The sequence below is a fragment of the Paenibacillus sp. JT22N7 genome (genome assembly GCF_059383875.1).
This window is the reverse complement of sequence record NZ_JBXENY010000021.1, coordinates 1-26852: the sequence shown is the minus strand read 5'-3', so window position 1 is coordinate 26852 and position 26852 is coordinate 1. Positions and strand designations below refer to the sequence as shown.

The following is a 26852-nucleotide window of genomic DNA, read 5'->3' as shown; positions in this document are numbered from 1 at the left end:
CCGCACGTACATCTCATGGTTGCTCCTCGCACTACATATGCGGGTTGTCCTCCCATTCTCTTCTCCTCCTTTTCGGTCACCGTTTCCTATTCTCTTTCTTGTTAAAAGCTATAACTGGTTGCGAATCGTTTGGTCTACGCTCTCCAAACACTCCAATATTGGTGACTGGTTTCTTCTAAGCCAGCTCCACCCGTTCCAAACGAATGCCCACAGGCTCCCGCCGCAGCATGCTCTCCGCGACATCCAGCCGAACGACAATTAGCGGTAATTCGCTCTCGCTCACCCGCACGATTTTCTTTCCTTGCAGACGCTCCCGATCCAGCACCAGCCGCTTAATCGTTCGCTGATCCTGATGCAGCTCGGCATACGGACTTAAACACATTAGCTCCTCAAAAAAGGGCAAGTAATACGTTTTCTGGCGGCGAGTCAGCATATGCATCAAAATGACCATCTTGTATACCGCCCTCGGCTCGTAAAGCTCCACTAACCGCTTCATTCCATCCGATAGCAAAAAGAGCTGCCGATCCAGCACATCTGTAAACACGCTGTCCTTCTCTCCCTTGACTTGAAACAGCAGCTTGTCCGGTATTCGGTACGAAGTCGCCGCATATATATCCCGCATGTCCAGCTTCTCCCGTAGACCTTCCAGCATCGGCGTACTCGTGTAGCGGCTATCTTGCTTCAGTACAAAATAGTCCATCAGGACGCACCGTCCTTTCCATCCTGCTGCTCTTGAAGCTTCCCCTCACCCTGCTCTTGAAGCTCTTCTTCTGCGCTTTCGCTTTCGCCAGGCTCATCCAGTGCGCGCACCCCATGACCATCCTCCGCCAATATTTCCGTCTGACCGCGGTACTCCCCCATCGCAATCGCCCAGCCTTCCGCCTTCGCAAGCGTGGTGAAGGTCTCAAGCTGGATCAGCTTTTCCATCTGACCCCGCACGTATTCTACCGCTAGCGTGTGGCATTTCTCTGCTTCCAGCTGGCGAATATCGTCGATATCCATAAGCGTGACCTTCCGTGCGTAAGCAACTCGTTCCGGTTCTAGCCGCTTGACTCGCTCAAACATCGGAGCGAAAAGAAACGCAGGCTCCCAATATACGGTGCAGTTAGACGTATCCATCAGCCAGCGTTCATCATACGCGTCCAAACGGTACGTACAATGGCCTTCCATGATGCTCGTGCGTAAATAGGAGATGTAGATATATTTCAGCTTCCCTTGTTTCTCTACTGCTTGAAGTTCAGCCGCTTTCTCACACAGCGCCTCAAACGCTCTCGCCAGCTCCGCATCAATCGCTTCCTGATGTTCTTCGTAAATGTCATTCACAAGCAGCACATCTTCCTGCCACCGATCAAACACATGCCGCTCCAAAAAGTCAGCCAGCGCCTCTTCCCGCGTCATCACCTGACTCATACGATGTTGACCTTTCCGCCGCTCAGCGTCACTTCATCCTGCACCGTCAGCATCGCGTCGCCCTGCTTCAAATCGATGCCCGTCTCTCCTTGGATCAAAATGTTCGCTTCGCTCGTAATCTCAATATCTTCCACAGCCGTGAGCATAATTTTCTTATCGCTGTTGATCTCGATTCCGCCGTCATCCGTCAGGCGCATCAGCATCTGACCGCCTCCGATAATCTCTACCGCGCCCGGCTGGAACACAATCTGCTTGCCATATTTCGTGCTGATGCTTTTCACCGCCGGGTCGCTGCGCTTCGTCGTATCCGAAGATGCGACATCAACCGAGCTCGCTGCAAACGCATTTTTCTCCTCTGCATCCGGAAAATACAGCCTTGCCTCATCGCCGATCTCCGGCATGCAGTACCACCCGCTGCCGTCTGGCGACGAATACACGGTCGAATATGGGAACCATGTATCCGCTCCGCCGCCGTCGATTTTCAGCTTCAGCTTTACTTTGTCTTTCTCCACACCAGCAATCGTGCCGAATAGCGAAATACCCGTAATCTCCTCCAGATAACGGGTGCCGCAGCGAAATCCTTCCCGCTCTCGAAGATCGTAATGGTAGACCAGCAGTCCTTGCTCCGTGCGCGCCTCCACTCGGTATACGAACAAGGAGCGACGCTGAAATTGAACGGCGCTGCCCAGTTCAACGGCAGTATGGCTCGTCACCTCATAAATCATCCGGCCCTGCTCGGTAAAGCTCGCTTTGCTATTTTCAGCCAACTGCTTATAGACGCCCATTTCCTTGCGGATCGAATAGTTTGTCTCCGTCAGCACGACCTCGCCGCCCGCCTCCGGCACGCCCGCATAAAAACGGATGCCCGGCATCGCGCTGATCGCCAGCAGCGGCATATTGAAATGCGACGCCAGCCGCTTCGCAAACGCCCAGTCGGTTTCTAGATATTGCATGATTAGGCCGCCTATTTGCGACGCCTCATCCACAACATTCGCATTCGGATAATCCGACGCCAACTGGTCCAAAATCTGCTCATACGTTTGCTGTCCGTTTTGGTAGGAGCGCTTTTCCTTTTTGAGATCCATCAGGAACGTACGGCTGTGGGCTTCAATCGTCAACATCCGTACGTTTTGCACCACTTGAATACGGGCGTTCGTAATGATGCCGTGAAAAAGCGTCCGCTTGCCGCTCTCCTCCGTCTGCGTATATACCTCAATCGGCTCATTGTCCGAGATGCGCTCGATATAGACATCCAGCTTGCTCTCTGGCACGATGCCGCTCAGCGTCAGCTGAATATGCTCATTCACTTCTTTTACAATGGTCAGGGCAGTAATTTGCTCATAGGGGCTTTCGGTCATATAGATGTCTGCGAGGGTGTAAATCGGGTGGGCCGTTTGGCTGCTTGCATTCTCGCTTTGTATAGCGACGACAGCTGGGAATAGAAATATAAAAAAGCTTACTACAACTTTTTCAAGTGAAGTAAGCTTTTAATTACAAATATTATGAATTAATAGATTTCATTTCACATCTTAATAATAAAGCAACGATCTTATTAAATAATTAAAAATTCACTTTTATTAATTATTTCTCGGCTTTAGTAAATCTAAGAATTCTTCAAAATTATCACTGATATCAATTAAAGCTTCACTTTGCCATTCATCTTTTGTTTTCTCTTCTAGCTCTTCTTCCGATAAATCACTCTCAAGTATAACATCTTCGCGATTTAAAAATAATATTTTAGGACAAGTTTCTCCATTCCTATAATCAAATAAAAATTTATCTCCTGAACCATTTATAGCAAATGGAAAAATATTCTTAGGAATAGCGTCTTGAAGAGCATTATATGCAATTTCAATAGATGAAGTTATATTACCTTGAAATTCTATTTTTTTCAAAGATAACAGACTTATTTCCCAACTTATTTTTTCAGAAACACTAATAACTCCAATTTCAAAATCTCCAGTCGGATATTCAACCAATGGAGCAGCTCCATCATGTTGACTTACAATATTAAGAAATAAATCTGGAAAATGAATGCCCCACTCTTTCTCTAATTCTCTTACCAATGAGATTTCAACATGATTGTTATTTGTCCATTCAATTTTTTGCACCATATTCATGCTCCTTATTATTTTAATTAATCACCATTGCCCCAAATTTTATTACCACCAGTATGATTCACATTGCCATGAATTTTTTCATCTACAAGTTGAAGTCTACCAGTTTCCTGATGGTGATGCCAAGTGTAACCCGGAATCTTTTCATAGCCCTTATCTATTGCGATAATTTGTTCATCATTATAATTTTTCACCTTTTTTAAATAGTCTGAGTATTCCATATTTAATTCTTTTGCTTCATCTTTCAGAGTATCTTTATATAACACCGTGGCTGCTTTCAAATGTTCTGGTCTTGACATATTTAAGAGATCTGTATCAGTATGTCTCTCAAGTATATTTATCTCGTCCTTTATATCTTTCTTATTAAAAATAGGGAATCCAAATGGATCGAAATCAACCCCCTTGTAGCTTCCTCCAGCATGGTCAGAATTTAGAATACGCGGTCTTTTATAAGCAAGATTATTCAAATAATTTTTTTCTAAGTTTTCTATGACCTCTTTAAGTTGTGCAGGGCTTGTATATCCCCATTTACTAATATCCACATTACCATCCTTTGCTTGTTTTAATAAGTCGTCTACACTCTCAAACCCTTTTGGAACAACCCATCTTTTTACCACTTTGCCATTCTCGTCAAGCCCTTCACGCAAAGTACCCTTTTCTCGAACGGTTTTCACTATATCTCTAACATCGTCAGGAACATAGTCTTTAATCTTATTAGTTAATTTATTACTTCCTCCCGTAGTATTTAAATTTATGTTAGATGTATTTATCTTAACATTCCCTGCTGGTTGTAGCCCATGGTTTATTCCAAGGTAATTTCCTAGTTTATCCATCTGATTCTGCAAAGAAGATCCTACTTTTTTGCTTAGATCACTTAATTGTTTTATATAATGACTGCCTTGAAGCTTTTTCAAGCTCCAATTTACAAAAGCCTTATGATCTAACCCAATGTCCCATAGCGTCTTATATATTTTACGACAACCATCGTCTACCCACTTACTAAGACTGCTTACTCCATTTTTAATACCTTTACCAATCGCCTTCGTCAAACGTGAATCCATTATACCACCGGTTAAACCGCCAATCCCCATATCCAGCGCCAGTGTACCAAAACTAAACCCTTTGCCCTCCATCGTCTGGCGAATGACACTTTCAAACCCATTCTGCACCGCGCCGAATGCCATCCTTCCGCCAAAGGTCCGAACGGGCCAAACACCGCCCCAGATATCGCCCCAATGACCGTCTCTCGAAAGGCCGTTGAGACATACGTCCCCATATCACTGACCTCGCCGCGGGCAATATCCGATACCGCTTGGCTCACAACTGCGGCGGTTCCCGCAATGGCTGCTCCTGCCAGCACGGCACCGACAACAACCGCTCCTGCTCCCAGTGTCGCTACCGTAAACGCCGCTGCTACCGCGACTACCGCAACGACAGCCAATCCCGCCAGCACATTTCTCGCCAGTTTCCCCCAACTAAATGGCGGCTTTTCCGGCGGTGGCGGTGGGGGAGGTGGCTCGCCTTCTACTGGCGCATCGTCATACGGCGCATAGCTCGTCCGGTCTTTCCCTTCCGTTCGGATCTGCGCCCCCATCAGGTTGTACTCGCCTTCCAGCGTGATCCCGCTTTGCGCACTCGTCTTCTTCGCTACTAGCAGCGCTTGCGCGCCAATGACCACACGTTTCGGTGTGAACAGCGAAATCTCTTCCTTCGCTGTCAGCGTCAGTTTACGCGGGCTGCTCAAGATAATGCCTACCGCATCGTCCAGCTTCAAAAACAGCGGCTCCTTGCTTCCGCCTGTGAACTCGACTCCCGTCGGGGACAGCTTCATTTCGCTGCCATGCTCCGTACCAAAATAACGGTTGTTCGGATCGGCCATCTTCTCCGCACTCGCTCCGTTTGTTCGCACACCGCCTGTAACGATGGCTTCTTGACCACCCGCATCGGCTAAATACAGATTCGCTTTCGTCCCAACTTGCGGCATACTGTACATCGCGCTTCCCGTCTCTGGAGCATAGCGGTACCAGTGCGCCGTTCCCTTGTCCTGCTTGTCATCGATCGCCAGATGCACCTGCACCTGTTCTCCCTTCACCGCCAGAATTTCTCCTTGCAGTGTCAGACCAGACAGCCTGCGGTTCAGCATAGGCTGCTCTCGTATCCCGGCTTCCCGCGACAGCCGATAGTGATAAATTAGCTGTCCTTTTTCCATACGCGCTGTCATCGACGATACGATCAGCTCTATATAACCCCGAATCTTAAAGCGGTCGCCTAAGCGATAGAAGCTTTTGGATTGTATTTCATAACCAAAAAAATCCGTATCATGCAGGCCTGCTTCCTGTCCGCCTGCCTTCTGAAACGCCGCCAAATCCTTGCTCACCGTATACGACGACCATTCTTGCTGCTGATGTTCTTTCCCTTCCGGCATCCCTATAAACAGCTTCGGTGTTTCTTCCAATATATCACAGACTACGACCGACTGGAACTGGCTCGCTAGCCGCTTTGTAAGCTCCCAATCCGTCTCCTCATATTGAAGGATAGGCTCAGATGGCTTTTCCTTCTCTCCCTGTTGAAGCAGCACATCACCACCTGGGTACGCACGCAGCACCGTAGTCATGATTTTCTCGTACGTCTGGCTCGTATCCTGAAAAGATCGCTTCCGCTTCTTCAGATCGCTATAGATGCTTCCCGATACCGCCTCGATTTCAACCGTATATACGCCATTGCGATGCACCGTCTGCACGGACGTGACGACACCCTTGAACAGGGGTTTCCGCTTGCCCTCTTCTTCGTCGTACAACGCGATTTTATCCTGCCACACCGCTTCTAGCGTGGCATTCGTCCGCAGCTCTTCCTCGACGATCCCGCTAATCCGCAGCGTCCCATGCTCGCCCGGCTTCCAGCTCATCGCCACATCCGTGATATGCTTCAGCTTGCAGGGGCCTTCCACCCGCAATCGATCATAACCGATCATCTGCATCCCTCCTCCCCATTGTCCTTGCCTGGCTTAATCCGAGTCGTGCTGACCGTCCGAGAGAAAAAAGACTTCCCCTTCCATCGCGCACTTTAAAAACGAATCCGTCGTCAGGGCAGGCTTATTGTCCACCTTCGCGTTTTCCTTCGGAAGCAGCCATTTCCCCATAAAATCGGGCATGCACGGCGGGCCCCCGATGTTGTTGCCCTCCTCGTCAATCAAATAGACGATTTGTCCTGCGGCCATTTTCGGACTGATGCATATGCCGAAATACGGCACATTTTCCGATCCATTATCGTCCTCATTCATCATGGGCTTGCCATTGACATACGACCCGTGACTTTCGGGTAAATTAATCCGCCGCTTGTGCGTTCCACAAGTACAGGCCATCGTTGCCCCTCGCACCACATAGGCAGGTTGGTCTCCCATTCTCTTCTCCTCCTTCGCTCGTTCCGTCTAAGCCAGCTCCACCCGTTCCAAACGAATGCCTACAGGCTCCCGTCGCAGCAGGCTCTCCGCTACATCCAGCCGCACGACAATTAGCGACAACTCGCTTTCGCTCACCCGCACAATTTTCTTCCCTTGCAGACGCTCCCGATCCAGCACCAGACGCTTAATCGTTCGCTGATCCTGATGCAGCTCGGCATATGGACTTAAACATTGCAGTTCCTCGAAAAAGGGCAAATAATACGTTTTCTGGCGACGCGTCAACATATGCATCAAAATGACCATCTTGTATACCGCTCTCGGCTCGTACAGCTCTACTAACCGCTTCAATCCATCCGATAGCAAAAATAGCTGCCGATCCAGCACATCCGTAAACACGCTGTCTTTCTCTCCCTTGACTTGGAAAAGCAGCTTGTCCGGTATCCGGTACGACGTAGCCGCATACAAATCCCGCATGTCCAGCTTCTCCCGTAGCCCTTCCAGCATCGGCGTACTTGTGTAGCGACTATCTTGCTTCAGTACAAAATAGTCCATCAGGACGCACCGTCCTTTCCATCCTGCTGCTCTTGACGCTCTTCTTCCGCGCTTTCGCTATCGCTAGGCTCATCCAGTGCGCGTACCCCATGACCATCCTCCGCCAATATTTCCGTCTGATCGCGGTACTCCCCCATCGCAATCGCCCAGCCTTCCGCCTTCGCAAGCGTGGTGAAGGCCTCAAGCTCGATCAGCTTTTTCATCTGTCCCCGCACGAATTCTACCGCCAGCGTGTGGCATTTCTCTGCTTCCAGCTGGCGAATGTCGTCGATATCCATGATCGTGACCTTCCGTGCGTAAGCGACTCGCTCCGGCTCCAGCTGCTTGACTCGCTCAAACATCGGAGCGAACAGAAACGCTGGCTCCCAACTCACCGCACAACCTGACGCATCCATCAGCCAGCGTTCATCATACGCATCCATCCGATACGTACAGTGGCCCTCCATGATGCTCGTGCGCAAATAGGAGATGTAGATATATTTCAGCTTCCCTTGTTTTTCCGCTGCTTGAAGCTCTGATGCCCGTACGCATAACGCCTCAAACGCTCTCGCCAGCTCCGCATCAATCTCCACCTGATGTTCCTCGTAAAAGTCATTCACGAGCAGCACATCTTCCTGCCACCGATCAAACACATGCCGCTCCAAAAAATCTGCCAGTGCCTCTTCCCGCGTCATCACCTGACTCATACGATGTTGACCTTTCCACCGCTTAGCGTCACTTCATCCTGCACCGTCAGCATCGCGTCGCCCTGCTTCAAATCGATGCCCGTCTCTCCTTGGATCAAAATGTTCGCTTCGCTCGTAATCTCAATATCTTCCACAGCCGTGAGCATAATTTTCTTATCGCTGTTGATCTCGATTCCGCCGTCATCGGTCAGGCGCATCAGCATCTGCCCGCCCCCGATAATCTCCACCGCACCCGGCTGGAATACAATCTGCTTGCCGTATTTCGTGCTGATGCTTTTCACTGCCGGATCGCTGCGTTTCGTCGTATCCGAAGAAGCGACGTCGACCGAGCTCGCCGCAAACGCATTTTTCTCCTCCGAATCGGGAAAATACAGCCTTGCCTCATCGCCGATCTCCGGCATGCAGTACCAGCCGCTGCCGTCTGGCGACGAATACACCGTCGAATACGGGAACCATGTATCTGCTCCGCCGCCGTCAATTTTCAGCTTCAGCTTTACTTTGTCTTTCTCCACCCCAGCAATGGTGCCGAATAGCGAAATACCCGTAATCTCCTCCAGATAACGGGTGCCGCAGCGAAAACCTTCCCGCTCTCGAAGATCGTAATGGTAGACAAGCAGTCCTTGCTCCGTGCGCGCTTCTACCCGGTATACGAACAAAGAACGGCGCTGAAATTGAACAGCGCTGCCCAGTTCAATGGCGGTATGGCTCGTCACCTCATAGATCATCCGGCCCTGCTCGGTGAAGCTCGCTTTGCTATTTTCAGCCAATTGCTTATAGACGCCCATTTCCTTACGGATTGAATAGTTCGTCTCTGTCAGCACGACCTCGCCGCCCGCCTCCGGCACGCCCGCATAAAAACGGATGCCCGGCATCGCGCTAATCGCCAGCAGTGGCATATGGAAATGCGACGCCAGCCGCTTCGCAAATGCCCAGTCGGTTTCTAGATATTGCATGATTAGGCCACCTATGGCCTTGCCTTTAGAAGCTTCATCAACGACATTCGCATTCGGATAATCTGCCGCCAGTTGGTTCAAAATCTGCTCATACGTTTGCTGCCCGTTTTGGTAGGAGCGCGTTTCCTTTTTGAGATCCATCAGGAACGTGCGGCTGTGAGCTTCGATCGTCAGCGTTCGCACGTTTTGCACCACTTGGATGCGGGCGTTCGTAATGATGCCGTGAAAAAGCGTCCGCTTGCCGCTCTCCTCCGTCTGCGTATAGACCTCAATCGGCTCATTGTCCGAGATGCGCTCGATATAGACATCCAGCTTGCTCTCTGGCACGATGCCGCTCAGCGTCAGCTGGATATGCTCATTCACTTCTTTTACGATCGTCAGGGCGGTGATTTGCTCATAGGGGCTTTCGGTCATATAGATGTCTGCGAGGGTGTTGATCGGGTGGGCTTTTGGCTGCTTGCACTCTCGCTTCGTTTAGCGGCGGCTGCGGCCGAGTTATAAATAAAAAAAGATTCACTTCAACTTTTTAAGTTGAAATAAATCTTTGGTTTTAATAGATGAAGACATTTTATAAAAAAGAATCAAAAAACTCCACATTCCTTACGAACAAAATCAGGGTAAACTTGGATCTTTTATTTCCTCTATAGGCTTAGGTAGGCATAACGCTTCTAAGGCTTCATAAATATTTTCACCAAATTTGAATAATTGATATCCTCCGTATTCACCATAAACTTTCCCGCTTTCTGACATAAACATATTCATATTTCGACGATAGGCTTCGCCAATTACAACTAACGGTTCGTTAAACCAATACTCAAATTCTGAATAATCTTCTCTTTCCATTATGTCTCCCAATACAAGCTTGGGTTTAAAATGGAAAGACTCAACTTTCCCATCCAATTTCAAGTAAGAATATTCTAGTTCACCAAACTCTCGAAGCAATTGTTCAACACATGGAAATACGACGAAACCTCTTGTTTTCAACATTTTATTTGTTTCGCTAATATCAATTTCCCTATCTATAAACCATCCAGACTGAGTAAGCACCTTTAATGTTTGTTCTGAAAACACCACTATGTCTTATAAAATTCATCTCTCAGATTGAGTAACATTCTTTCGTATTTCCTCCTGCCTGAAAATTAAAAATCAGCAATATTTTAAGTCTTGTTTTAATAAAAATACTTTATTAATCTTTCTTTAAATGGAATCCTATCATCAAAAAGAAGCTCTACTTGCAGTAATTTAGTTTTGTTATCTAATTTGGCAATGAATAATGCATAAAAATCACCAGAGGTAGGATAAGAAAATAGTCCATATCCTTTTTGTGATATTAATTTGTTAACTTTTCTTATTTTTTGTGGTAATAATTCATACTGAAAAACTCCTAACTCTTCAAGTTCATCTTGTGATGCTAATTCAATGTTATGAATAAATTCATAATCCAAAATATAATTTACTATTTCGCAACCTTCCTCACCTTTATAATCAAGAAAGAGAAATTTCTTAGTAGACAATCCATATTCTAATATAACATCGTGTATGTCCAAAGATTCCGGTTTACGTAAAATTGTCTCTATCTCTTTGCTATCCTCGAATATAAACTGGACAATCTCTTCACCATACATGTCGTTTTCCTCCATTTTTATTATTGAAACAATTCCCCATGCTTATTCGGGATATATGCAGGATAGTTTTTGCGATAGAAGTTATCTATAAGCTTCAATGAAGGATCCCACTCTGGATAAGTTTCAGGATATCCTATTTCCATTTTCGCCTCTGGCATATTCATCAAAAAATCATCAAATTGTTTAGGAACCATCAAACCTTGTTTTTCTCTTACATGTATAAGGAACAAAATTTCATATGGATAGAACGCATATACAAAGTCACCAAATTCAATGGATTGACCTATTTCTGAGGCTAATATAGAATGAAACAAAACCATTTTACTTATCAAAGTTTCTAACTCTTCTGGATGATTAGTTGACCATCCTTCCAATACTTCCTTATAAATATCTATATCTTCTGGTATTAAGTTGAATGGTAGCCCCGCTTCTTTTAAATTTTCTTTCACAGCAAGATGCACGTTCTGGTTGGTTCCCATAATCATTTTATTTCTATATTGCAAATATAATTCTAGTAGGAACCAGGTATGTTTGTTCATTTCGTTAGCGTTCAATATATTTCCACCAAGATGATCGACCATAAACCCAAATAGGATATTTTCCTCTTTCTCCCATCCGAATATCGTAAAATGAATTAAGGCAATAATAACTTCCTTAAAAGTGTATTCTGTCATCATATTAGGGTAACGAATTTTATAAAGATCCTGCGCCATACACTGATAAAAGACGACAATTTGTATTTTTTTAAACTCTTCTACTTGATTACCGCCATTTATTAATACATCATTTTTCCATTTTGATAAGTAAAACGAGGAAATTGTATCTAAATCTATTAATAAAACATGGTCTTTCTCTATTTCATTCATTTGGATAATATTATAAATTTCACTATAGTTCTCTTCATACTCTTCTTTAATATCTTCAAATCTGATCCCATCTACAAAGTTTTTGCTATATCTTTTATATGCCATGGCTAATTTTTTGGGATTTAACATTATATCCTCCCTTAGATCAATTATTTTTCATTCCAATCTTTTATCTTCAACTCATCTACTCCAAATCCAGTTTTAGTTATTTTAATATCTGTTTCTACTCTAATAAAATCAAATTGAAGTCCGGGATTCTCTTTTAATAATTTTTTAAGTTTCTTATTAAAATCTGCATATCTTGCATCCTTATTTTTTAGCATATCTTGAAAATATTTTTCCCCTCCCAATTTCTGCTTATCTGAATAGGTGAATGTAGCTGAATCTGATGCCTTTGATTCAATCATTGTTAACTTAGGTGGCGGACCCTTTGATAAAAATGTTGCATCTATACCATTTCTACCAACTTGGAACATGGAGGAAATGTCTTTACCTAAGTCATTGTCTTTTGCTACTATTTTCGCAACTTCTTCCCCATAGTCACCCTTATCATGACTAAAGTATTTTGAGTTATCGATTTTTCTTTCATACTCCTTTGCAGCTGTCAAATCATAATTATTACTTATTTCATCAACAGTATCTATTTTGTTAGCCAATTTGTTTCTTTCACGTAGTAGCTTTCTTAGCTCTTCTTCATTTCCCTCTTTTTTCAATTTTGCTATTTGTTCGTCTAAAGTATTAATTCGTTCTTTTATTTTGTCAAACTTATTACCACCCGAACCGTTACCACCTTTTGGAATCTGCGGATCAGACGAACTATGATGCCAATAATTGTTCCCTGGACCACTAGCTCCTGCTGGAAGCAGTTCATTATTCATATTCTTCAAGGCAAAGGCGGCGCCTTGCAGCTTTTTCAAGCTCCAATTTACAAAAGCCTTATGATCTAACCCAATGTCCCATAGCGTCTTATATATTTTACGACAACCATCGTCTACCCACTTACTAAGACTGCTTACTCCATTTTTAATACCTTTACCAATCGCCTTCGTGAGCCGTGAATCCATTATACCACCGGTTAAACCGCCAATCCCCATATCCAGTGCCAGTGTGCCAAAACTAAACCCTTTGCCTTCCATCGTCTGACGAATGACACTCTCAAACCCATTCTGTACCGCACCAAACGCCATTCGTCCACCTAGGTTCGCCATCGGACCAAACGGGCCAAACACCGCCCCAGATATCGCCCCGATAACTGATTCTCGAAAGGCCGTTGACACATAGGTGCCCATATCGCTGACCTCACCGCGGGCAATATCCGACACTGCTTGGCTCACAACTGCGGCGGTTCCTGCAATGGCTGCTCCTGCCAGCACGGCACCAACAACGACCGCTCCTGCTCCTAATGTCGCTACCGTAAAGGCTGCCGCTACTGCGACTACCGCGACGACAGCCAATCCTGCCAGCACATTCCTCGCTAGTTTTCCCCAGCTAAATGGCGGTTTTTCAGGTGGTGGCGGTGGAGGAGGTGGCTCGCCTTCTACTGGCGCATCGTCATACGGCGAATAGCTCGTCCGATCCTTCCCTTCCGTTCGGATCTGCGCCCCCATCAGGTTGTACTCGCCTTCCAGCGTGATACCGCTTTGCGCACTCGTCTTCTTCGCCACTAGCAGCGCTTGCGCGCTAATCACCACACGCTTTGGCGTAAACAGCGAAATCTCTTCCTTCGCTGTCAGCGTCAGCTTGCGCGGGCTGCTCAAGATAATGCCTACGGCATCGTCCAGCTTCAAAAACAGCGGCTCCTTGCTTCCGCCTGTAAACTCGACTCCCGTCGGGGACAGCTTCATTTCACTGCCATGCTCCGTACCAAAATAACGGTTGTTCGGATCGGCCGTCTTTTCTGCACTCGCCCCATTGGTTCGCACGCCGCCAGTGACAATGGCTTCTTGACCGCCTGCATCGGCTAGATATAAATTCGCTTTTGTTCCTACCTGCGGCATACTGTACATCGCGCTTCCCGTCTCCGGGGCATAGCGGTACCAGTGCGCTGTTCCCTTGTCCTGCTTATCGTCGATGGCCAGATGCACCTGCACCTGCTCTCCCTTCACCGCAAGGATTTCTCCTTGCAGTGTCAGGCCTGACAACCTTCGGTTCATCATAGGCTGCTCTCGTATCCCAGCTTCCCGCGACAGCCTATAATGGTAGATCAGCTGACCTTTTTCCAATTTCGCCGTCATTGAAGAAACAATTAACTCAATATATCCCCGAATCTTAAAGCGATCGCCTAAGCGATAGAACGTTTTGGATTGTATTTCATAACCGAAAAAATCTGTATCATGCAGACCCGCTTCCTGTCCGCCTGCCTTCTGAAACGCTGCTAAATCCTTACTCACCGTATACGATGCTCCATCAGGCAGCTTATGCTCTTTCCCCTCCGGCATCCCAATAAACAGCTTCGGCGTTTCTTCCAATATATCACAGACGACGACCGACTGGAACTGGCTCGCTAGACGTTTCGTCAGCTCCCAATCCGTCTCCTCGTATTGAATAATAGGCTCAGATGGCTTTTCCTTCTCGCCCTGTTGGAGCAACACATCCCCGCCTGGATACGCACGCAGTACGGTAGTTATGATCTTCTCATACGTCTGGCTCGTATCCTGAAAAGATCGCTTCCGCTTCTTCAGATCGCTATAGATGCTTCCCGATACCGCCTCGATTTCAACCGTATATACCCCATTGCGATGCACCGTCTGTACGGACGAGACGACGCCCTTGAACAGAGGTTTCCGCTTTCCGTCTTCTTCGTCGTACAAGGCGATTTTATCCTGCCATACCGCTTCCAGCGTCGCATTCGTTCGCAGCTCTTCCTCGACGATTCCGCTTATCCGCAGCGTCCCATGCTCGCCCGGCTTCCAGCTCATCGCCACATCCGTGATATGCTTCAGCTTGCAGGGGCCTTCCACCCGCAATCGATCATATCCGATCATCTGCATCCCTCCTCCCCGTTGTCCTTCGTCTACCTAATCTGAATCGTGCTGACCGTCCGAGAGAAAGTAGATTTGACCATCCATGGCACACGTAAGAAACGATTGGGTCGTCAGCGCTGGTTTGTTATCTACCTTCGCATTTTCCTTTGGCAGCACCCACTTATTAAAAATCTCTGGCATACAGGGCGGGCCACCCTCGGTAATGCCTTGCTCATTAATCAAGTACACGACTTCCCCGGCTGCCATTTTAGGACTGCGGCATAGGCCAAAATACGGCACGTTCTCCGGGCTGTAATCGTCCTCATTCATCATCGGCTTGCCATTCACATACGACCCATGGCTCTCTGGCAAGTTGATTCGGCGTGAATGCGTGCCGCACGTACATCTCATGGTTGCCCCTCGCACCACATATGCGGGTTCATTCCCCATTCTCTTCTCCTCCTTCTCCTTCATTTGTTACCTTCTCTATTTCTTGGCACTAACTTCGTCTAAGCCAGCTCCACCCGTTCCAAACGAATACCCACAGGCTCCCGCCGCAGCAGGCTCTCCGCTACATCCAGCCGCACAACAATTAGCGGCAACTCGCTTTCGCTCACCCGTACGATTTTCTTCCCTTGCAGACGCTCCCGATCCAGCACCAGCCGCTTAATCGTTCGCTGATCCTGATGCAGCTCGGCATACGGACTTAAACATGGCAGCTCCTCAAAAAAGGGCAAATAATACGTTTTCTGGCGGCGAGTCAGCATATGCATCAAAATGACCATCTTGTATACCGCTCTCGGCTCATACAGCTCCACTAACCGCTTCAATCCATCCGATAGCAAAAACAGCTGCCGATCCAGCACATCCGTAAACACGCTGTCTTTCTCTCCCTTGACTTGGAACAGCAGCTTGTCCGGTATTCGGTACGAAGTCGCCGCATACATATCCCGCATGTCCAGCTTCTCCCGCAGCCCTTCCAGCATCGGCGTACTCGTGTAGCGGCTGTCTTGCTTCAGTACAAAATAGTCCATCAGGATGCACCGTCCTTTCCTGACTGCTGCTCTTGACGCTGATCTCCGTCCTCTTCTTCCGCGCTTTCGCTATCGCTTAGCTCATCCAGTGCGTGTACACCATGACCATCCTCCGCCAATATTTCCGTCTGATCGCGGTACTCCCCCATTGCAATCGCCCAGCCTTCCGCCTTCGCAAGCGTGGTGAAGGTCTCAAGCTGGATCAGCTTTTCCATCTGACCCCGCACGTATTCTACCGCTAGCGTGTGGCATTTCTCTGCTTCCAGCTGGCGAATGTCATCGATGTCCATAAGCGTGACCTTCCGTGCGTAAGCGACTCGCTCCGGCTCCAGCTGCTTGACTCGCTCAAACATCGGAGCGAACAGAAACGCTGGCTCCCAACTCACCGCACAACCTGACGCATCCATCAGCCAGCGTTCATCATACGCATCCATTCGGTACGTACAGTGCCCTTCCATGATGCTCGTGCGTAAATAGGAAATGTAGATATATTTCAGCTTCCCTTGTTTCTCTACTGCTTGAAGTTCAGCCGCTTTCGCACACAGCGCCTCAAACGCTATCGCCAGCTCCGCATCAATCTCCACCTGATGTTCCTCGTAAATGTCATTCACCAGCAGCACATCTTCCTGCCACCGATCAAACACATGCCGCTCCAAAAAATCTGCCAGCGCCTCTTCCCGCGTCATCACCTGACTCATACGATGTTGACCTTTCCGCCGCTCAGCGTCACTTCATCCTGCACCGTCAGCATCGCGTCGCCCTGCTTCAAATCGATGCCCGTCTCTCCTTGGATCAAAATGTTCGCTTCGCTCGTAATTTCAATATCTTCCACAGCCGACAGCATAATCTTCTTGTCGCTGTTGATCTCGATTCCACCATCATCGGTCAAGCGCATCAGCATCTGACCGCCCCCAATAATCTCTACCGCACCCGGCTGGAACACAATCTGCTTGCCATATTTCGTGCTGATGCTTTTCACTGCCGGGTCGCTGCGCTTCGTCGTATCCGAAGAAGCGACGTCGACCGAGCTCGCCGCAAACGCATTTTTCTCCTCCGAATCGGGAAAATACAGCCTTGCCTCATCGCCGATCTCCGGCATGCAGTACCAGCCGCTGCCGTCTGGCGACGAATACACCGTCGAATACGGGAACCATGTATCTGCTCCGCCGCCGTCGATTTTCAGCTTCAGCTTTACTTTGTCTTTTTCCACGCCAGCAATGGTCCCGAATAGCGAAATACCCGTAATCTCCTCCAGATAACGGGTGCCGCAGCGAAATCCTTCCCGCTCTCGAAGATCGTAATGGTAGACGAGCAGTCCCTGCTCCGTGCGCGCCTCCACTCGGTATACGAATAAGGAGCGACGCTGAAATTGAACGGCACTGCCCAGTTCAATAGCGGTATGGCTCGTCACCTCATAGATCATCCGGCCCTGCTCGGTAAAGCTCGCTTTGCTATTTTCAGCCAATTGCTTATAGACGCCTATTTCCTTACGGATTGAATAGTTCGTCTCTGTCAGCACGACCTCGCCGCCCGCCTCCGGCACGCCCGCATAAAAACGGATGCCCGGCATCGCGCTAATCGCCAGCAGCGGCATATTAAAATGCGAAGCCAGCCGCTTCGCAAATGCCCAGTCGGTTTCTAGATATTGCATGATTAGGCCGCCTATCGCCTTGCCTTGTGACGCTTCATCGACGACATTCGCATTCGGATAATCCGACGCCAGCTGGGTCAAAATCTGCTCATACGTTTGCTGCCCGTTTTGGTAGGAGCGCGTTTCCTTTTTGAGATCCATCAGGAACGTGCGGCTTTGTGCTTCGATCGTCAGCGTGCGCACGTTTTGCACCACTTGGATGCGGGCGTTCGTAATGATGCCATGAAAAAGCGTCCGCTTGCCGCTTTCCTCCGTCTGCGTATAGACTTCAATCGGCTCATTGTCCGAGATGCGCTCGATATAGACATCCAGCTTGCTCTCGGGCACAATGCCGCTCAGCGTCAGCTGAATATGCTCATTCACTTCTTTTACGATTGAAAGGGCAGTGATTTGCTCATAGGGGTTTTCGGTCATGTGTATGTCCGCGAGGGTGCAAATCGGGTGGGCCGTTTGGCTGCTTGCACTCTCGCTTTTCATAGCGATGGCTTCTGGGTTATAAATAAAAAAGATTTACTTCAACTTTTTAAGTCGAAGTAAATCTTTTGTTTTAATAGATGAAGACATTTTATAAAAAAGAATCAAAAAACTCCACAGTTCTTACGAACAAAAATCAGGGTACACTTGGATTTTTTATTTCCTCTATAGGCTTAGGTTGGCAGAGCGCTTCTAAGGCTTCATAAATATTTTCACCAAATTTGAATAATTGATATCCTCCGTATTCACCATAAACTTTCCCGCTTTCTGACATAAACATATTCATGTTGCGACGATAGGCTTCGCTAATTACAACTAACGGTTCGTTAAACCAATACTCAAATTCTGAATAATCTTCTCTTTCTATTATGTCTCCCAATACAAGCTTGGGTTTAAAATGAAAAGACTCAAATTTCCCATCCAATTTTAAGTAAGAATATTCTAATTCACCAAACACTCGAAGTAATTGTCTCTTAGTTCTCGCGCAGCTATTTCTATTTTTTCACTTCTTGTCTTGATTTCCAATTTTTCTTTTGAACTATTTTTATTATGCTGAGATGGATCGAAAGGCTTAGGATCAGGACTATCATAAAGTTTAAAATTGAGAAAGCGAACATAACAAAAAACAGATCCATTATGGTGGTATCTGACCATAATCGACCTGTTCAATGTAACGAAGTAGCGTTATTTGGGTTATAAAATTAAAGCATTTGATGTGCGTACAACCGAAATGAAGAAATCTTTATACGGGTATTACATGGGTTTGATAATGGGTTTAATCAGTACCGGCTGAGGTCTATTCCCTCATCCGCCACAATTAATTTATAGGCATAGCTATTCTGAAAAAAATTATTGCATCCCCCCGATGGTGATTAGCGGCGGCATAGTTGACTATTTGGGACTAAAGAGAAATCTATCCCTATCATAGAAACGATATAGAAACTCTGTGAATGAGTCTGCAATTTTATAAAAATCTTCTTGATCATTCATTTCAGAATAAAAATAGATAGAGGGATTATCTCCTTCTGTTAGATTAAAGAAACAAAACATATACCCCTGATGCATCCAAAATACAAATTCATCATTCGATAGTTTTTTTTCAAAGTTATTTTCTTCCAGTAATTCAATTGCTGCTTCTTTCAAGTCAAAGATATCGTGTAGCAAACAAGATTCTCCCCTTAAAAATTGTACACCTTTACCCATTTTCTTCATAAATTCAATGTACGTTTTTGGTAATTCCCCACCTGCAAATAATAATAATTCCTGTAACTCTTCTTCATTACACGGTTCGAGTTCATTATCATCATTTTTGAGTCTTCTTATGAAATCTTCTAAACTAAATTCATTATTTTGTTCGTACTTCAACTCTTATCACCTCTATATTCTTAAAATCTTTTTGAAATTGATCAACAATGTCTATACAGTTGTCACAAAATGGGTTTTCTGAAACAATTTCAATCCTACCTTTAATATCAGGAGTATCTTTATATTTCGCTCTTAGATATTCTACAATTTTTTGCTCGGTATCGGTTTCGTAGCCTAATGGCCCTTGATAGTAGTTTTCTTTTGGAGGAATAAAGTTTCCCTTATTTTGCGGATTATCAAGATGTACTCTACCACTCACACATTCTAAATCAATAGCATCATCACCAATTTGTCCCTTTGAAAACGCGACATTCCTTTTCTTACCTGCTGTGTATTTCTTTCTTAAAGTATCAATTAATTCATTATCTTCTGGAGTTGCTGTTCTAGACACTCTATTTACAGAAGGTTTACCCGTCCCCTCAGCCTCATTCTTCAAACGATCCGCCAATTCCTTCTTACCAGCCTCGGATTCGCTAAAGAAATCCTTATGATGCTGTGATGGACTTGAAGGTATCGAATCAGGACTTTCATGAAGTTTAACATTTCCTCCAGGACCTACCGGAACAAGATTGTCACCCATTTTCTTATTCGTCAGAGTATTCTGAAGCTTCTTCCAGCCTGTAGTTGCTGCATCCTTAATATCCAATGCATCTCGTATCAGTTTCGCTTTAACCGCATCAGCCGCATTTCCAATCCAGCCCGTCATTTTATTCAGCGAATCGCCAAATGCGTTGCCCAAGGATTTAACAATTTTCGCATTTGCAATTTTGCTACCAATCGCCTTCGTGAGCCGCGAATCCATTATACCACCGGTTAAACCGCCGATTCCCATATCCAGCGCCAGTGTGCCAAAACTAAACCCTTTGCCTTCCATCGTCTGGCGAATGACACTTTCAAAACCATTCTGCACTGCACCAAACGCCATACGTCCACCTAGGTTCGCCATCGGACCGAACGGGCCAAACACTGCCCCAGATATCGCCCCGATAACTGATTCTCGAAAGGCCGTTGAAACATACGTGCCCATATCGCTGACCTCGCCGCGCGCGATATCCGACACCGCTTGGCTCACGACCGCAGCGGTTCCTGCAATCGCCGCTCCAGCTAGCACTGCACCGACAACGACCGCTCCCGCTCCCAGCGTCGCTACCGTAAACGCTGCTGCTACAGCAACTACCGCAACAACAGCCAATCCCGCCAGCACATTCCTCGCTAGTTTTCCCCAACTAAACGGCGGTTGTTCCGGCGGTGGCGGTGGAGGAGGTGGCTCGCCTTCTATAGGCGCATCATCATACGGCGCATAGCTCGTCCGATCCTTCCCTTCCGTTCGGATCTGCGCCCCCATCAGGTTGTACTCGCCTTCCAGCGTAATTCCGCTTGGTGCACTCGTCTTCTTCGCCACCAGCAGCGCTTGCGCGCCAATCACTACTCGCTTTGGCGTGAACAGCGAAATCTCTTCCTTCGCTGTCAGCGTCAGTTTGCGCGGGCTGCTCAAGATAATGCCCACGGCATCGTCCAGCTTCAAAAACAGCGGCTCCTTGCTTCCGCCTGTGAACTCGACTCCCGTCGGGGACAGCTTCATTTCACTGCCATGCTCCGTGCCAAAATAGCGGTTGTTCGGATCAGCCGTCTTCTCCGCACTTGCCCCGTTCGTACGTACACCACCCGTGACGATCGCTTCTTGACCACCTGCATCAGCTAGATACAGATTCGCCTTCGTCCCTACCTGCGGCATACTGTACATCGCGCTTCCCGTCTCCGGAGCATAACGATACCAGTGCGCCGTTCCCTTGTCCTGCTTATCGTCGATGGCCAGATGCACCTGCACCTGTTCTCCTTTCACCGCAAGGATTTCTCCTTGCAGTGTCAGGCCTGACAACCTGCGGTTCATCATAGGCTGCTCTCGTATCCCCGCTTCCCGCGACAGCCTATAATGGTAGATCAGCTGACCTTTTTCCAATTTCGCCGTCATTGAAGAAACAATTAACTCAATATATCCCCGAATCTTAAAGCGATCGCCTAAGCGATAGAACGTTTTGGATTGTATTTCATAACCGAAAAAATCCGTATCATGCAGGCCCGCTTCCTGTCCGCCTGCCTTCTGAAACGCTGCTAAATCCTTACTCACCGTATACGATGCTCCATCAGGCAGCTTATGCTCTTTCCCCTCCGGCATCCCAATAAACAGCTTCGGCGTTTCTTCCAATATATCACAGACGACGACCGACTGGAACTGGCTAGCTAGCCGCTTTGTAAGCTCCCAATCCGTTTCCTCATATTGAATGACAGGCTCAGATGGTTTCTCCTTCTCTCCCTTTTGGAGCAAAACATCTCCACCTGGATACGCACGCAGTACGGTAGTTATGATCTTCTCGTACGTCTGGCTCGTATCCTGAAAAGATCGCTTCCGCTTCTTCAGATCGCTATAGATGCTTCCCGATACCGCCTCGATCTCGACCGTGTACACCCCATTGCGATGCACCGTCTGCACAGTGCTTCTCTGGTATTGACCACTGCTTCGCAAGCAATTCGACTGCTTTTGTGAAATTAGAAGGTCTTGAAGCAGACATCGCCTCCATTTTTCCAATTCCATTCACCTAGCGCTTCATCCCGAGAAATACGCTCATTCTCCCCGCTTGCGCATTATGCTTGAGCTGGCGCATCGCCTCATACCCATAGGTGTATTTGATTTCGGCGCAATCGGCCACGTCAATCGCCGTCGGCAGCATTTCAATCCAGCCAGCCGTGGACGCAACGCCCATTCCACTTTCGCCAGAATGAAGGAATTCCCCGCCAGCGACATCACCTTCCGCCGTTTTGGCAAAGGACACATAATTAATCGTTCCCAGCCGCAGCTTGCCGTTAAATATATCATGGCTGCTCGGCTCAATAATAAGCCATATTCTAAGAATGCGCTCTTAGCTACATCATACAAAAAAGACTAAATCTACAAATGTTAATAAGTAGAGTTAGCCTTAAAAATCCTTCATTTTGACAGAAGTACATTAGTGTATGATTAAATCATCAGCTTTATCTCTTCCAAAATTCTATCATCAAACTTAGCTCCTTTAATGTTTGCACCTTTCCACACAACTCCACTGAGATTTGCATTTGTGAAGTCAGCATCCTCAAAATTTCCATAAGCAAGTATTGCATTGCTCAAATCAGCATAAGAAAAACTTGCATGCTTCGCATTGATACCAGTCAAGTTTGCCTTCCGAAAGGTAGCATTATTTAGTGTTGAACCAATTAGTTCTCCATTTAATAACTCTACCTCGTCAAAACATGTTTCTAAACACATGCTTATATTAAGTTTTGCATATTTCATATTTGCTTTGAAAAAATTTGCTCTACTTAATATACAATCTGCTATGTCAATTCCCTCTAAATTACAGTTTCTGAAGTCAGACGACTCAAAATCACAGTCAAGAAGTGAGGCTTTAATTAAAGATGAAGCTCTAAAATTCACCCTACTAGCAATAACATGGTCAGCCATTACTTCATTAAAATCAGAAAAAGAAAGGTCTATAGAACTAATATCCATTCCTTTAATAATCTCATTATTAATTTTTGATTTACTGAAATACAAAATCGCTTCGTTTCGTTTCTTCTCTTCCATTTCACCCACCATCTATCTTTCTAAATATTTTTCCCAAGCAGAATTTGGACTAAACGATACGCTTCTATTATCTTTATAATTAAAACTCGGTAAAGCAAACACTTGAGAAGCATCAAGATACTGCATCACGTTTAACCAGTGGTCGAGTAATTTATTAGCGTCTGCTTCCCATGGTTTATCCAAAACATCTATACGGATGCCCCCCCATTTGAGCTCTGTGACAGTTGCAGGCATATTGAATAAGAATTCTCGATTAAATAAATCGAGAATTTCACCACTAAGATATGTTCTTGTTCCCACTCCTAGTGGACCTTTTGGACCAAAGTTAACTGGCGCTGGTTGAGAACAAAAGTTCATCCATCTATGCAATCGCTCACGCTCACTTTTCCATGGAATTGATGATGGCCAAAAAATATGAGCAACTCCAAAACGAGGCTTTACAATTTCCGCAATTTCATCAGATAAATCAAAGAATTCCGGCCATAATGGTTGAGGTAACGATCTAAAATCAAATTCTAAAAAGGAACGAAAACTTAGTTCTAGTTCAAAACTCCCAGAATATTTTACTGAATTATCACAGTGAAGGTGAATCTCTGAAAATCTTGGTTGTTTTAAAGCTACTCTTTCAAGTAGTTCAGTGCGGTCGTAGTCTAAACGAATCATTTCGTTATTTCCCCAAAGAGTAGGTGTAAACTTTTTGTGAGACTCTAAAACTTCTAGTAGTCTATCTACCTTATCTTCGTCATCTAAGGATACCGAAGGAAACATTGAGATTGCAAACAAGCTTGGTTTTATGTTGTGATTCAAAATTAACCCCTCCCGACTCAGTTAATATATCAATGGTTAGTGATTACAAATTACTATATCTCTTCCCAATATCCTGTTCCAGTTTCTTTATCAGTTGTCCACTTGTGTGTTATCTTACCACTACCTGGATCAGTATAATATATCTCACTACCTTTAGATAAAGGTCCACTTGGTCTAGGATTTGGAGGATTACCATATAGGTCAGGTTTGTCACTAGAAAATGTAACAATATGTCGACCGTTAGGATTGTCTTTAATCATTTCTTTTTGAGCACGCATCTGTTCGTCACTATAAGTTACTTGATCTTCTCCACTAGTTTTATGTTTATGATCATGAACTATATCTATTTCTCCATCCTTATTACGTCCAATACTGTCTGGCCTTGTAACATGACCTTCACTAGAGGTGAAAGTAACAACCTCACCGGAGTTATTATTTTCTAACTTCCGATCAAGATGCCCTTCTAAAGCTTCCCTACCATTCGCTTCCTCTACTATTCCGCGTTGTCTATTATTTCTTAATCGCTCATTAATAGGATCCCAATCCTTACGATCTAGTGGTTTTTGACCAAGATTCCTTTTTCCTTCGAAGTAACGTGCATATCTTGCATCATCAGCCGCTTTCGTATCACCGCGAGCCTCTGCCTCATCAATTTTACTTCTAAAATATTTACTTTGTTCTGGAGTCAGATTGTCAGTACCTAATTTTGAACTAGCACCAGTACCTTTATTATACGAAGACATACCCGATGAATTGGAATAAGAACCATCATGATAGGTATAGTTATTCCCTACTCGGCCACCAGCTCCTGCTGGAACCAGTCCATTACTCATGTTTTTCAAGGCAAAGGCGGCTCCTTGGAGCTTTTTCAAACTCCAATCTACAAGATTCTTATGATCCAACCCAATGTCCCACAGTGTTTTATATATTTTACGACAACCATCGTCTACCCATCCGCTAAGCTTGCTTACTCCATTTTTAATGCCTCTACCAATCGCCTTCGCAAGACGTGAATCCATTATACCACCGGTTAAGCCGCCGATTCCCATATCCAGCGCAAGCGTACCCAAACTAAAGCCCTTGCCTTCCATCGTCTGCCGAATGACGCTCTCGAATCCGTTCTGGACTGCGCCAAATGCTGCTCTTCCCCCTAACGTAGCAAATGTACCAAACGGACCAAATACCGCTCCAGAGATCGCTCCAATAATCGTTTCTCGGAATGCCGTCGCCATATACGTACTCATGTCGCTCACTTCTCCACGCGCGATGTCCGATACAGCTTGGCTAGCTACCGCTGCTGTTCCAGCGATCACTGCCGCCGCTCCTACCATGAGCATCGCGCCTGCTCCCAAGGTCGCTACTGAAACCACGGCAATGGCTGCGACCACCACAACAACGGCTAGTCCTGCCAGCACATTCATTCCAAGCTTCTTCCAGCTGAACGGCGGCTTCTCCGGCGGAGGCGGTGGGGGAGGCGGCTCGCCTTCTACGGGCGCATCGTCATACGGTGCATAGCCTGTCCGATCCTTCCCTTCCGTTCGGATACTTGCCCTATCAAAAAAGGTCAGCCAATAATTATGGCTAACCTCCTAAACATAAAATCATTAATGATGCTTAATCACTCATAATTAACAGATCCGATAAATTCAATTTTCTTACCTTCAAATAGTACTTCTTCGACAGATTCTTCATAATCATAATCATATAATCTTATTGCAATATTACATTTTTCTGACAACTCATCCCCATAAAAATCAACAAGCTCATTTATCATTATTTCTGAATATGAAGCCCGCTTCAATAATTCTGTGATTGAAATAGTAGGAGATTCGAGATAAGTAAATTCTAACAAGTCTTGATTATAATCAATAAAATCTATATTGAAGTCATTCATAAACATAGATTTAATTCTATCACCATGTTCATCAAACTTTACTTCTAAATACTCTCTCATTTTTTCTTCACTATCACATTTTCCAAACCAAAGTGACACAGCACCAGGACTATCCATTAAAATACCTCCTATTATTTCATTGCAAACCCTCTGGTAAAGAATCGATTCCACCTTTTAATCTATATTGCGCCCAATTACGCAGTCTTCTTTTAAAAGTATTATAATCTAAAGAACTATCAATTATTTCTAAGAGCTCTTTGTGTGCTGTTCCAGAACCATCCATACCATGTTTCCCAATAGGGTTCACAAATTCAACATCTTTTGTAAGTGTCCTCATTACTGCTATATCCTCTGCTTTTACACCCCAACGTTTGAAAATTGGAGCTCGTGAAACAAGATGCCATTCATGAAGTCCTCCTGGATGACGAATTCTACTTTCAATTATCGTTCTCAATTTTGGAGTAGCCCAAGCCAATTCAAATTCATCTATGCTTAACTCATTAAACCATTTTGCAAAATCTTTACTCCCTGGCATAGTTTCTGGAGTGAAAGTCCTAGTTCTAGAAGTATTCTTCACAAAATTATCCTTAATAAGCTTATCTAGCTCTGCATTGGATAATCTTCTAGTTGTTTGTCTTTTGACTTTTTTCTTGCTAACTTTCGGTTTATCTTTAGTTACTTTTGGTTTGTCAGACTTTAGAGTTTCTCCTTTAACTTTCTCCTTAGCTTCTTTCTCCAATCGATCCGCCAATTCCTTCTTACCCGCTTCAGATTCCTTAAAGAAATCCTTATGATGCTGTGACGGACTTGAAGGTATCGAATCAGGACTGTCATGAAGTTTAACATTTCCTCCAGGACCTGCGGGAACAAGATTGTCACCCATTTTCTTATTCGTCAGAGTATTCTGAAGCTTCTTCCAGCCCGTAGTTGCTGCATCCTTAATATCCAATGCATCACGTATCAATTTCGCTTTAACCACATCTGCGGCCTTTCCAATCCAGCCCGTCATTTTATTCAGCGAATCGCCAAATGCGTTGCCCAAGGATTTAACAATTTTCGCATTTGCAATTTTGCTACCAATCGCCTTCGTGAGCCGCGAATCCATTATACCACCGGTTAAACCGCCGATTCCCATATCTAGTGCCAGTGTGCCAAAGCTAAACCCTTTGCCTTCCATTGTCTGGCGAATGACACTCTCAAACCCATTCTGCACCGCACCAAATGCCATACGTCCACCTAGGTTCGCCATCGGACCAAATGGGCCAAACACCGCCCCAGATATCGCCCCGATGACTGTCTCTCGAAAGGCTGTTGACACATACGTGCCCATATCGCTGACCTCGCCGCGGGCAATATCCGATACCGCTTGGCTCACGACTGCGGCAGTTCCCGCAATGGCTGCTCCAGCCAATACTGCACCGACAACGACCGCTCCT

The 26852-nt window shown here is 45.8% G+C and carries 25 protein-coding genes and 2 pseudogenes; all 27 read right to left on the bottom strand.

The annotated features are described in order from the left end of the window. Positions 1-175 precede the first annotated feature (175 nt). Complete coding sequence (locus AC50Y5_RS32515) at positions 176-700, bottom strand: hypothetical protein (protein WP_494865741.1); 525 nt, start codon at positions 698-700, stop codon at positions 176-178. Beyond that, positions 700-1410 (bottom strand): hypothetical protein, encoded by a 711-nt coding sequence (locus tag AC50Y5_RS32510; RefSeq protein WP_494865739.1) that lies wholly within the window; start codon positions 1408-1410, stop codon positions 700-702. The genes AC50Y5_RS32515 and AC50Y5_RS32510 overlap by 1 nt, the downstream gene beginning before the upstream one ends. Next, a complete protein-coding gene (locus tag AC50Y5_RS32505) occupies positions 1407-2768 on the bottom strand; it encodes a contractile injection system protein, VgrG/Pvc8 family (RefSeq protein WP_494865737.1) in 1362 nt (453 codons plus the stop codon). Before AC50Y5_RS32505 ends, AC50Y5_RS32510 begins: the two co-directional genes overlap by 4 nt. A gap of 219 nt (positions 2769-2987) precedes the next feature. Next, the gene (locus AC50Y5_RS32500) at positions 2988-3524 is read right to left on the bottom strand and encodes an SMI1/KNR4 family protein (RefSeq protein ID WP_494865735.1); all 537 of its coding nucleotides are present in this window, start codon (positions 3522-3524) and stop codon (positions 2988-2990) included. A gap of 23 nt (positions 3525-3547) precedes the next feature. After that, entirely contained in the window at positions 3548-4696 is a 1149-nt protein-coding gene (locus AC50Y5_RS32495; RefSeq protein WP_494865733.1) for an HNH endonuclease, read from the bottom strand. Continuing rightward, a complete protein-coding gene (locus AC50Y5_RS32490; RefSeq protein WP_494865730.1) occupies positions 4600-6498 on the bottom strand; it encodes a contractile injection system protein, VgrG/Pvc8 family in 1899 nt (632 codons plus the stop codon). The genes AC50Y5_RS32495 and AC50Y5_RS32490 overlap by 97 nt, the downstream gene beginning before the upstream one ends. 33 nt (positions 6499-6531) lie before the next feature. Beyond that, on the bottom strand, positions 6532-6927 hold the full coding sequence (locus AC50Y5_RS32485) for a DUF4280 domain-containing protein (RefSeq protein ID WP_494865726.1): 396 nt from the start codon (positions 6925-6927) through the stop codon (positions 6532-6534). Positions 6928-6954: 27 nt separating this feature from the next. Beyond that, complete coding sequence (locus AC50Y5_RS32480; RefSeq protein WP_494865721.1) at positions 6955-7479, bottom strand: hypothetical protein; 525 nt, start codon at positions 7477-7479, stop codon at positions 6955-6957. Continuing rightward, a complete protein-coding gene (locus AC50Y5_RS32475) occupies positions 7479-8165 on the bottom strand; it encodes a hypothetical protein (protein ID WP_494865719.1) in 687 nt (228 codons plus the stop codon). The genes AC50Y5_RS32480 and AC50Y5_RS32475 overlap by 1 nt, the downstream gene beginning before the upstream one ends. Then, the gene (locus AC50Y5_RS32470; RefSeq protein ID WP_494865717.1) at positions 8162-9532 is read right to left on the bottom strand and encodes a contractile injection system protein, VgrG/Pvc8 family; all 1371 of its coding nucleotides are present in this window, start codon (positions 9530-9532) and stop codon (positions 8162-8164) included. The genes AC50Y5_RS32475 and AC50Y5_RS32470 overlap by 4 nt, the downstream gene beginning before the upstream one ends. A 198-nt stretch (positions 9533-9730) precedes the next feature. Further along, on the bottom strand, positions 9731-10189 hold the full coding sequence (locus AC50Y5_RS32465) for an SUKH-3 domain-containing protein (protein ID WP_494865715.1): 459 nt from the start codon (positions 10187-10189) through the stop codon (positions 9731-9733). Between the two features lie 98 nt (positions 10190-10287). Continuing rightward, positions 10288-10743 carry a DUF6630 family protein gene (locus tag AC50Y5_RS32460; RefSeq protein WP_494865713.1) on the bottom strand — a complete coding sequence of 152 codons (456 nt, stop codon included), beginning with the start codon at positions 10741-10743 and terminating at the stop codon, positions 10288-10290. A gap of 20 nt (positions 10744-10763) precedes the next feature. Continuing rightward, complete coding sequence (locus tag AC50Y5_RS32455; protein WP_494865711.1) at positions 10764-11738, bottom strand: hypothetical protein; 975 nt, start codon at positions 11736-11738, stop codon at positions 10764-10766. Between the two features lie 20 nt (positions 11739-11758). Continuing rightward, positions 11759-14593, bottom strand: a complete 2835-nt coding sequence (locus AC50Y5_RS32450; RefSeq protein WP_494865709.1) for a contractile injection system protein, VgrG/Pvc8 family — start codon at positions 14591-14593, stop codon at positions 11759-11761. A gap of 33 nt (positions 14594-14626) precedes the next feature. Then, a complete protein-coding gene (locus AC50Y5_RS32445) occupies positions 14627-15022 on the bottom strand; it encodes a DUF4280 domain-containing protein (protein ID WP_494865707.1) in 396 nt (131 codons plus the stop codon). Between the two features lie 59 nt (positions 15023-15081). Beyond that, positions 15082-15606, bottom strand: a complete 525-nt coding sequence (locus AC50Y5_RS32440; protein ID WP_494865705.1) for a hypothetical protein — start codon at positions 15604-15606, stop codon at positions 15082-15084. Next, positions 15606-16304 (bottom strand): hypothetical protein, encoded by a 699-nt coding sequence (locus AC50Y5_RS32435; RefSeq protein ID WP_494865703.1) that lies wholly within the window; start codon positions 16302-16304, stop codon positions 15606-15608. Before AC50Y5_RS32435 ends, AC50Y5_RS32440 begins: the two co-directional genes overlap by 1 nt. After that, positions 16301-17734 (bottom strand): contractile injection system protein, VgrG/Pvc8 family, encoded by a 1434-nt coding sequence (locus AC50Y5_RS32430; RefSeq protein ID WP_494865702.1) that lies wholly within the window; start codon positions 17732-17734, stop codon positions 16301-16303. The genes AC50Y5_RS32435 and AC50Y5_RS32430 overlap by 4 nt, the downstream gene beginning before the upstream one ends. 133 nt (positions 17735-17867) lie before the next feature. Next, positions 17868-18209, bottom strand: a pseudogene (locus tag AC50Y5_RS32425) (SUKH-3 domain-containing protein); the annotation flags it as partial. Between the two features lie 413 nt (positions 18210-18622). Further along, positions 18623-19096, bottom strand: coding sequence for an SMI1/KNR4 family protein (locus AC50Y5_RS32420; RefSeq protein WP_494865700.1), 474 nt, complete (start codon positions 19094-19096; stop codon positions 18623-18625). Then, positions 19077-21620: a deaminase domain-containing protein gene (locus AC50Y5_RS32415; RefSeq protein WP_494865698.1), complete on the bottom strand. Its 2544-nt coding sequence runs from the start codon at positions 21618-21620 to the stop codon at positions 19077-19079. The genes AC50Y5_RS32420 and AC50Y5_RS32415 overlap by 20 nt, the downstream gene beginning before the upstream one ends. Positions 21621-21693: 73 nt before the next feature. Continuing rightward, positions 21694-21927, bottom strand: coding sequence for a hypothetical protein (locus tag AC50Y5_RS32410; protein ID WP_494865696.1), 234 nt, complete (start codon positions 21925-21927; stop codon positions 21694-21696). 185 nt (positions 21928-22112) lie between these two features. After that, entirely contained in the window at positions 22113-22715 is a 603-nt protein-coding gene (locus tag AC50Y5_RS32405) for a pentapeptide repeat-containing protein (protein WP_494865694.1), read from the bottom strand. Positions 22716-22727: 12 nt separating this feature from the next. Next, positions 22728-23510: a hypothetical protein gene (locus AC50Y5_RS32400; protein ID WP_494865743.1), complete on the bottom strand. Its 783-nt coding sequence runs from the start codon at positions 23508-23510 to the stop codon at positions 22728-22730. Between the two features lie 65 nt (positions 23511-23575). Beyond that, positions 23576-24943 carry a hypothetical protein gene (locus AC50Y5_RS32395; RefSeq protein ID WP_494865692.1) on the bottom strand — a complete coding sequence of 456 codons (1368 nt, stop codon included), beginning with the start codon at positions 24941-24943 and terminating at the stop codon, positions 23576-23578. Between the two features lie 197 nt (positions 24944-25140). Next, a complete protein-coding gene (locus tag AC50Y5_RS32390; RefSeq protein WP_494865690.1) occupies positions 25141-25533 on the bottom strand; it encodes an immunity 22 family protein in 393 nt (130 codons plus the stop codon). A 19-nt stretch (positions 25534-25552) separates the two neighbouring features. After that, a pseudogene (locus tag AC50Y5_RS32385) lies at positions 25553-26852 on the bottom strand (hypothetical protein); the annotation flags it as partial.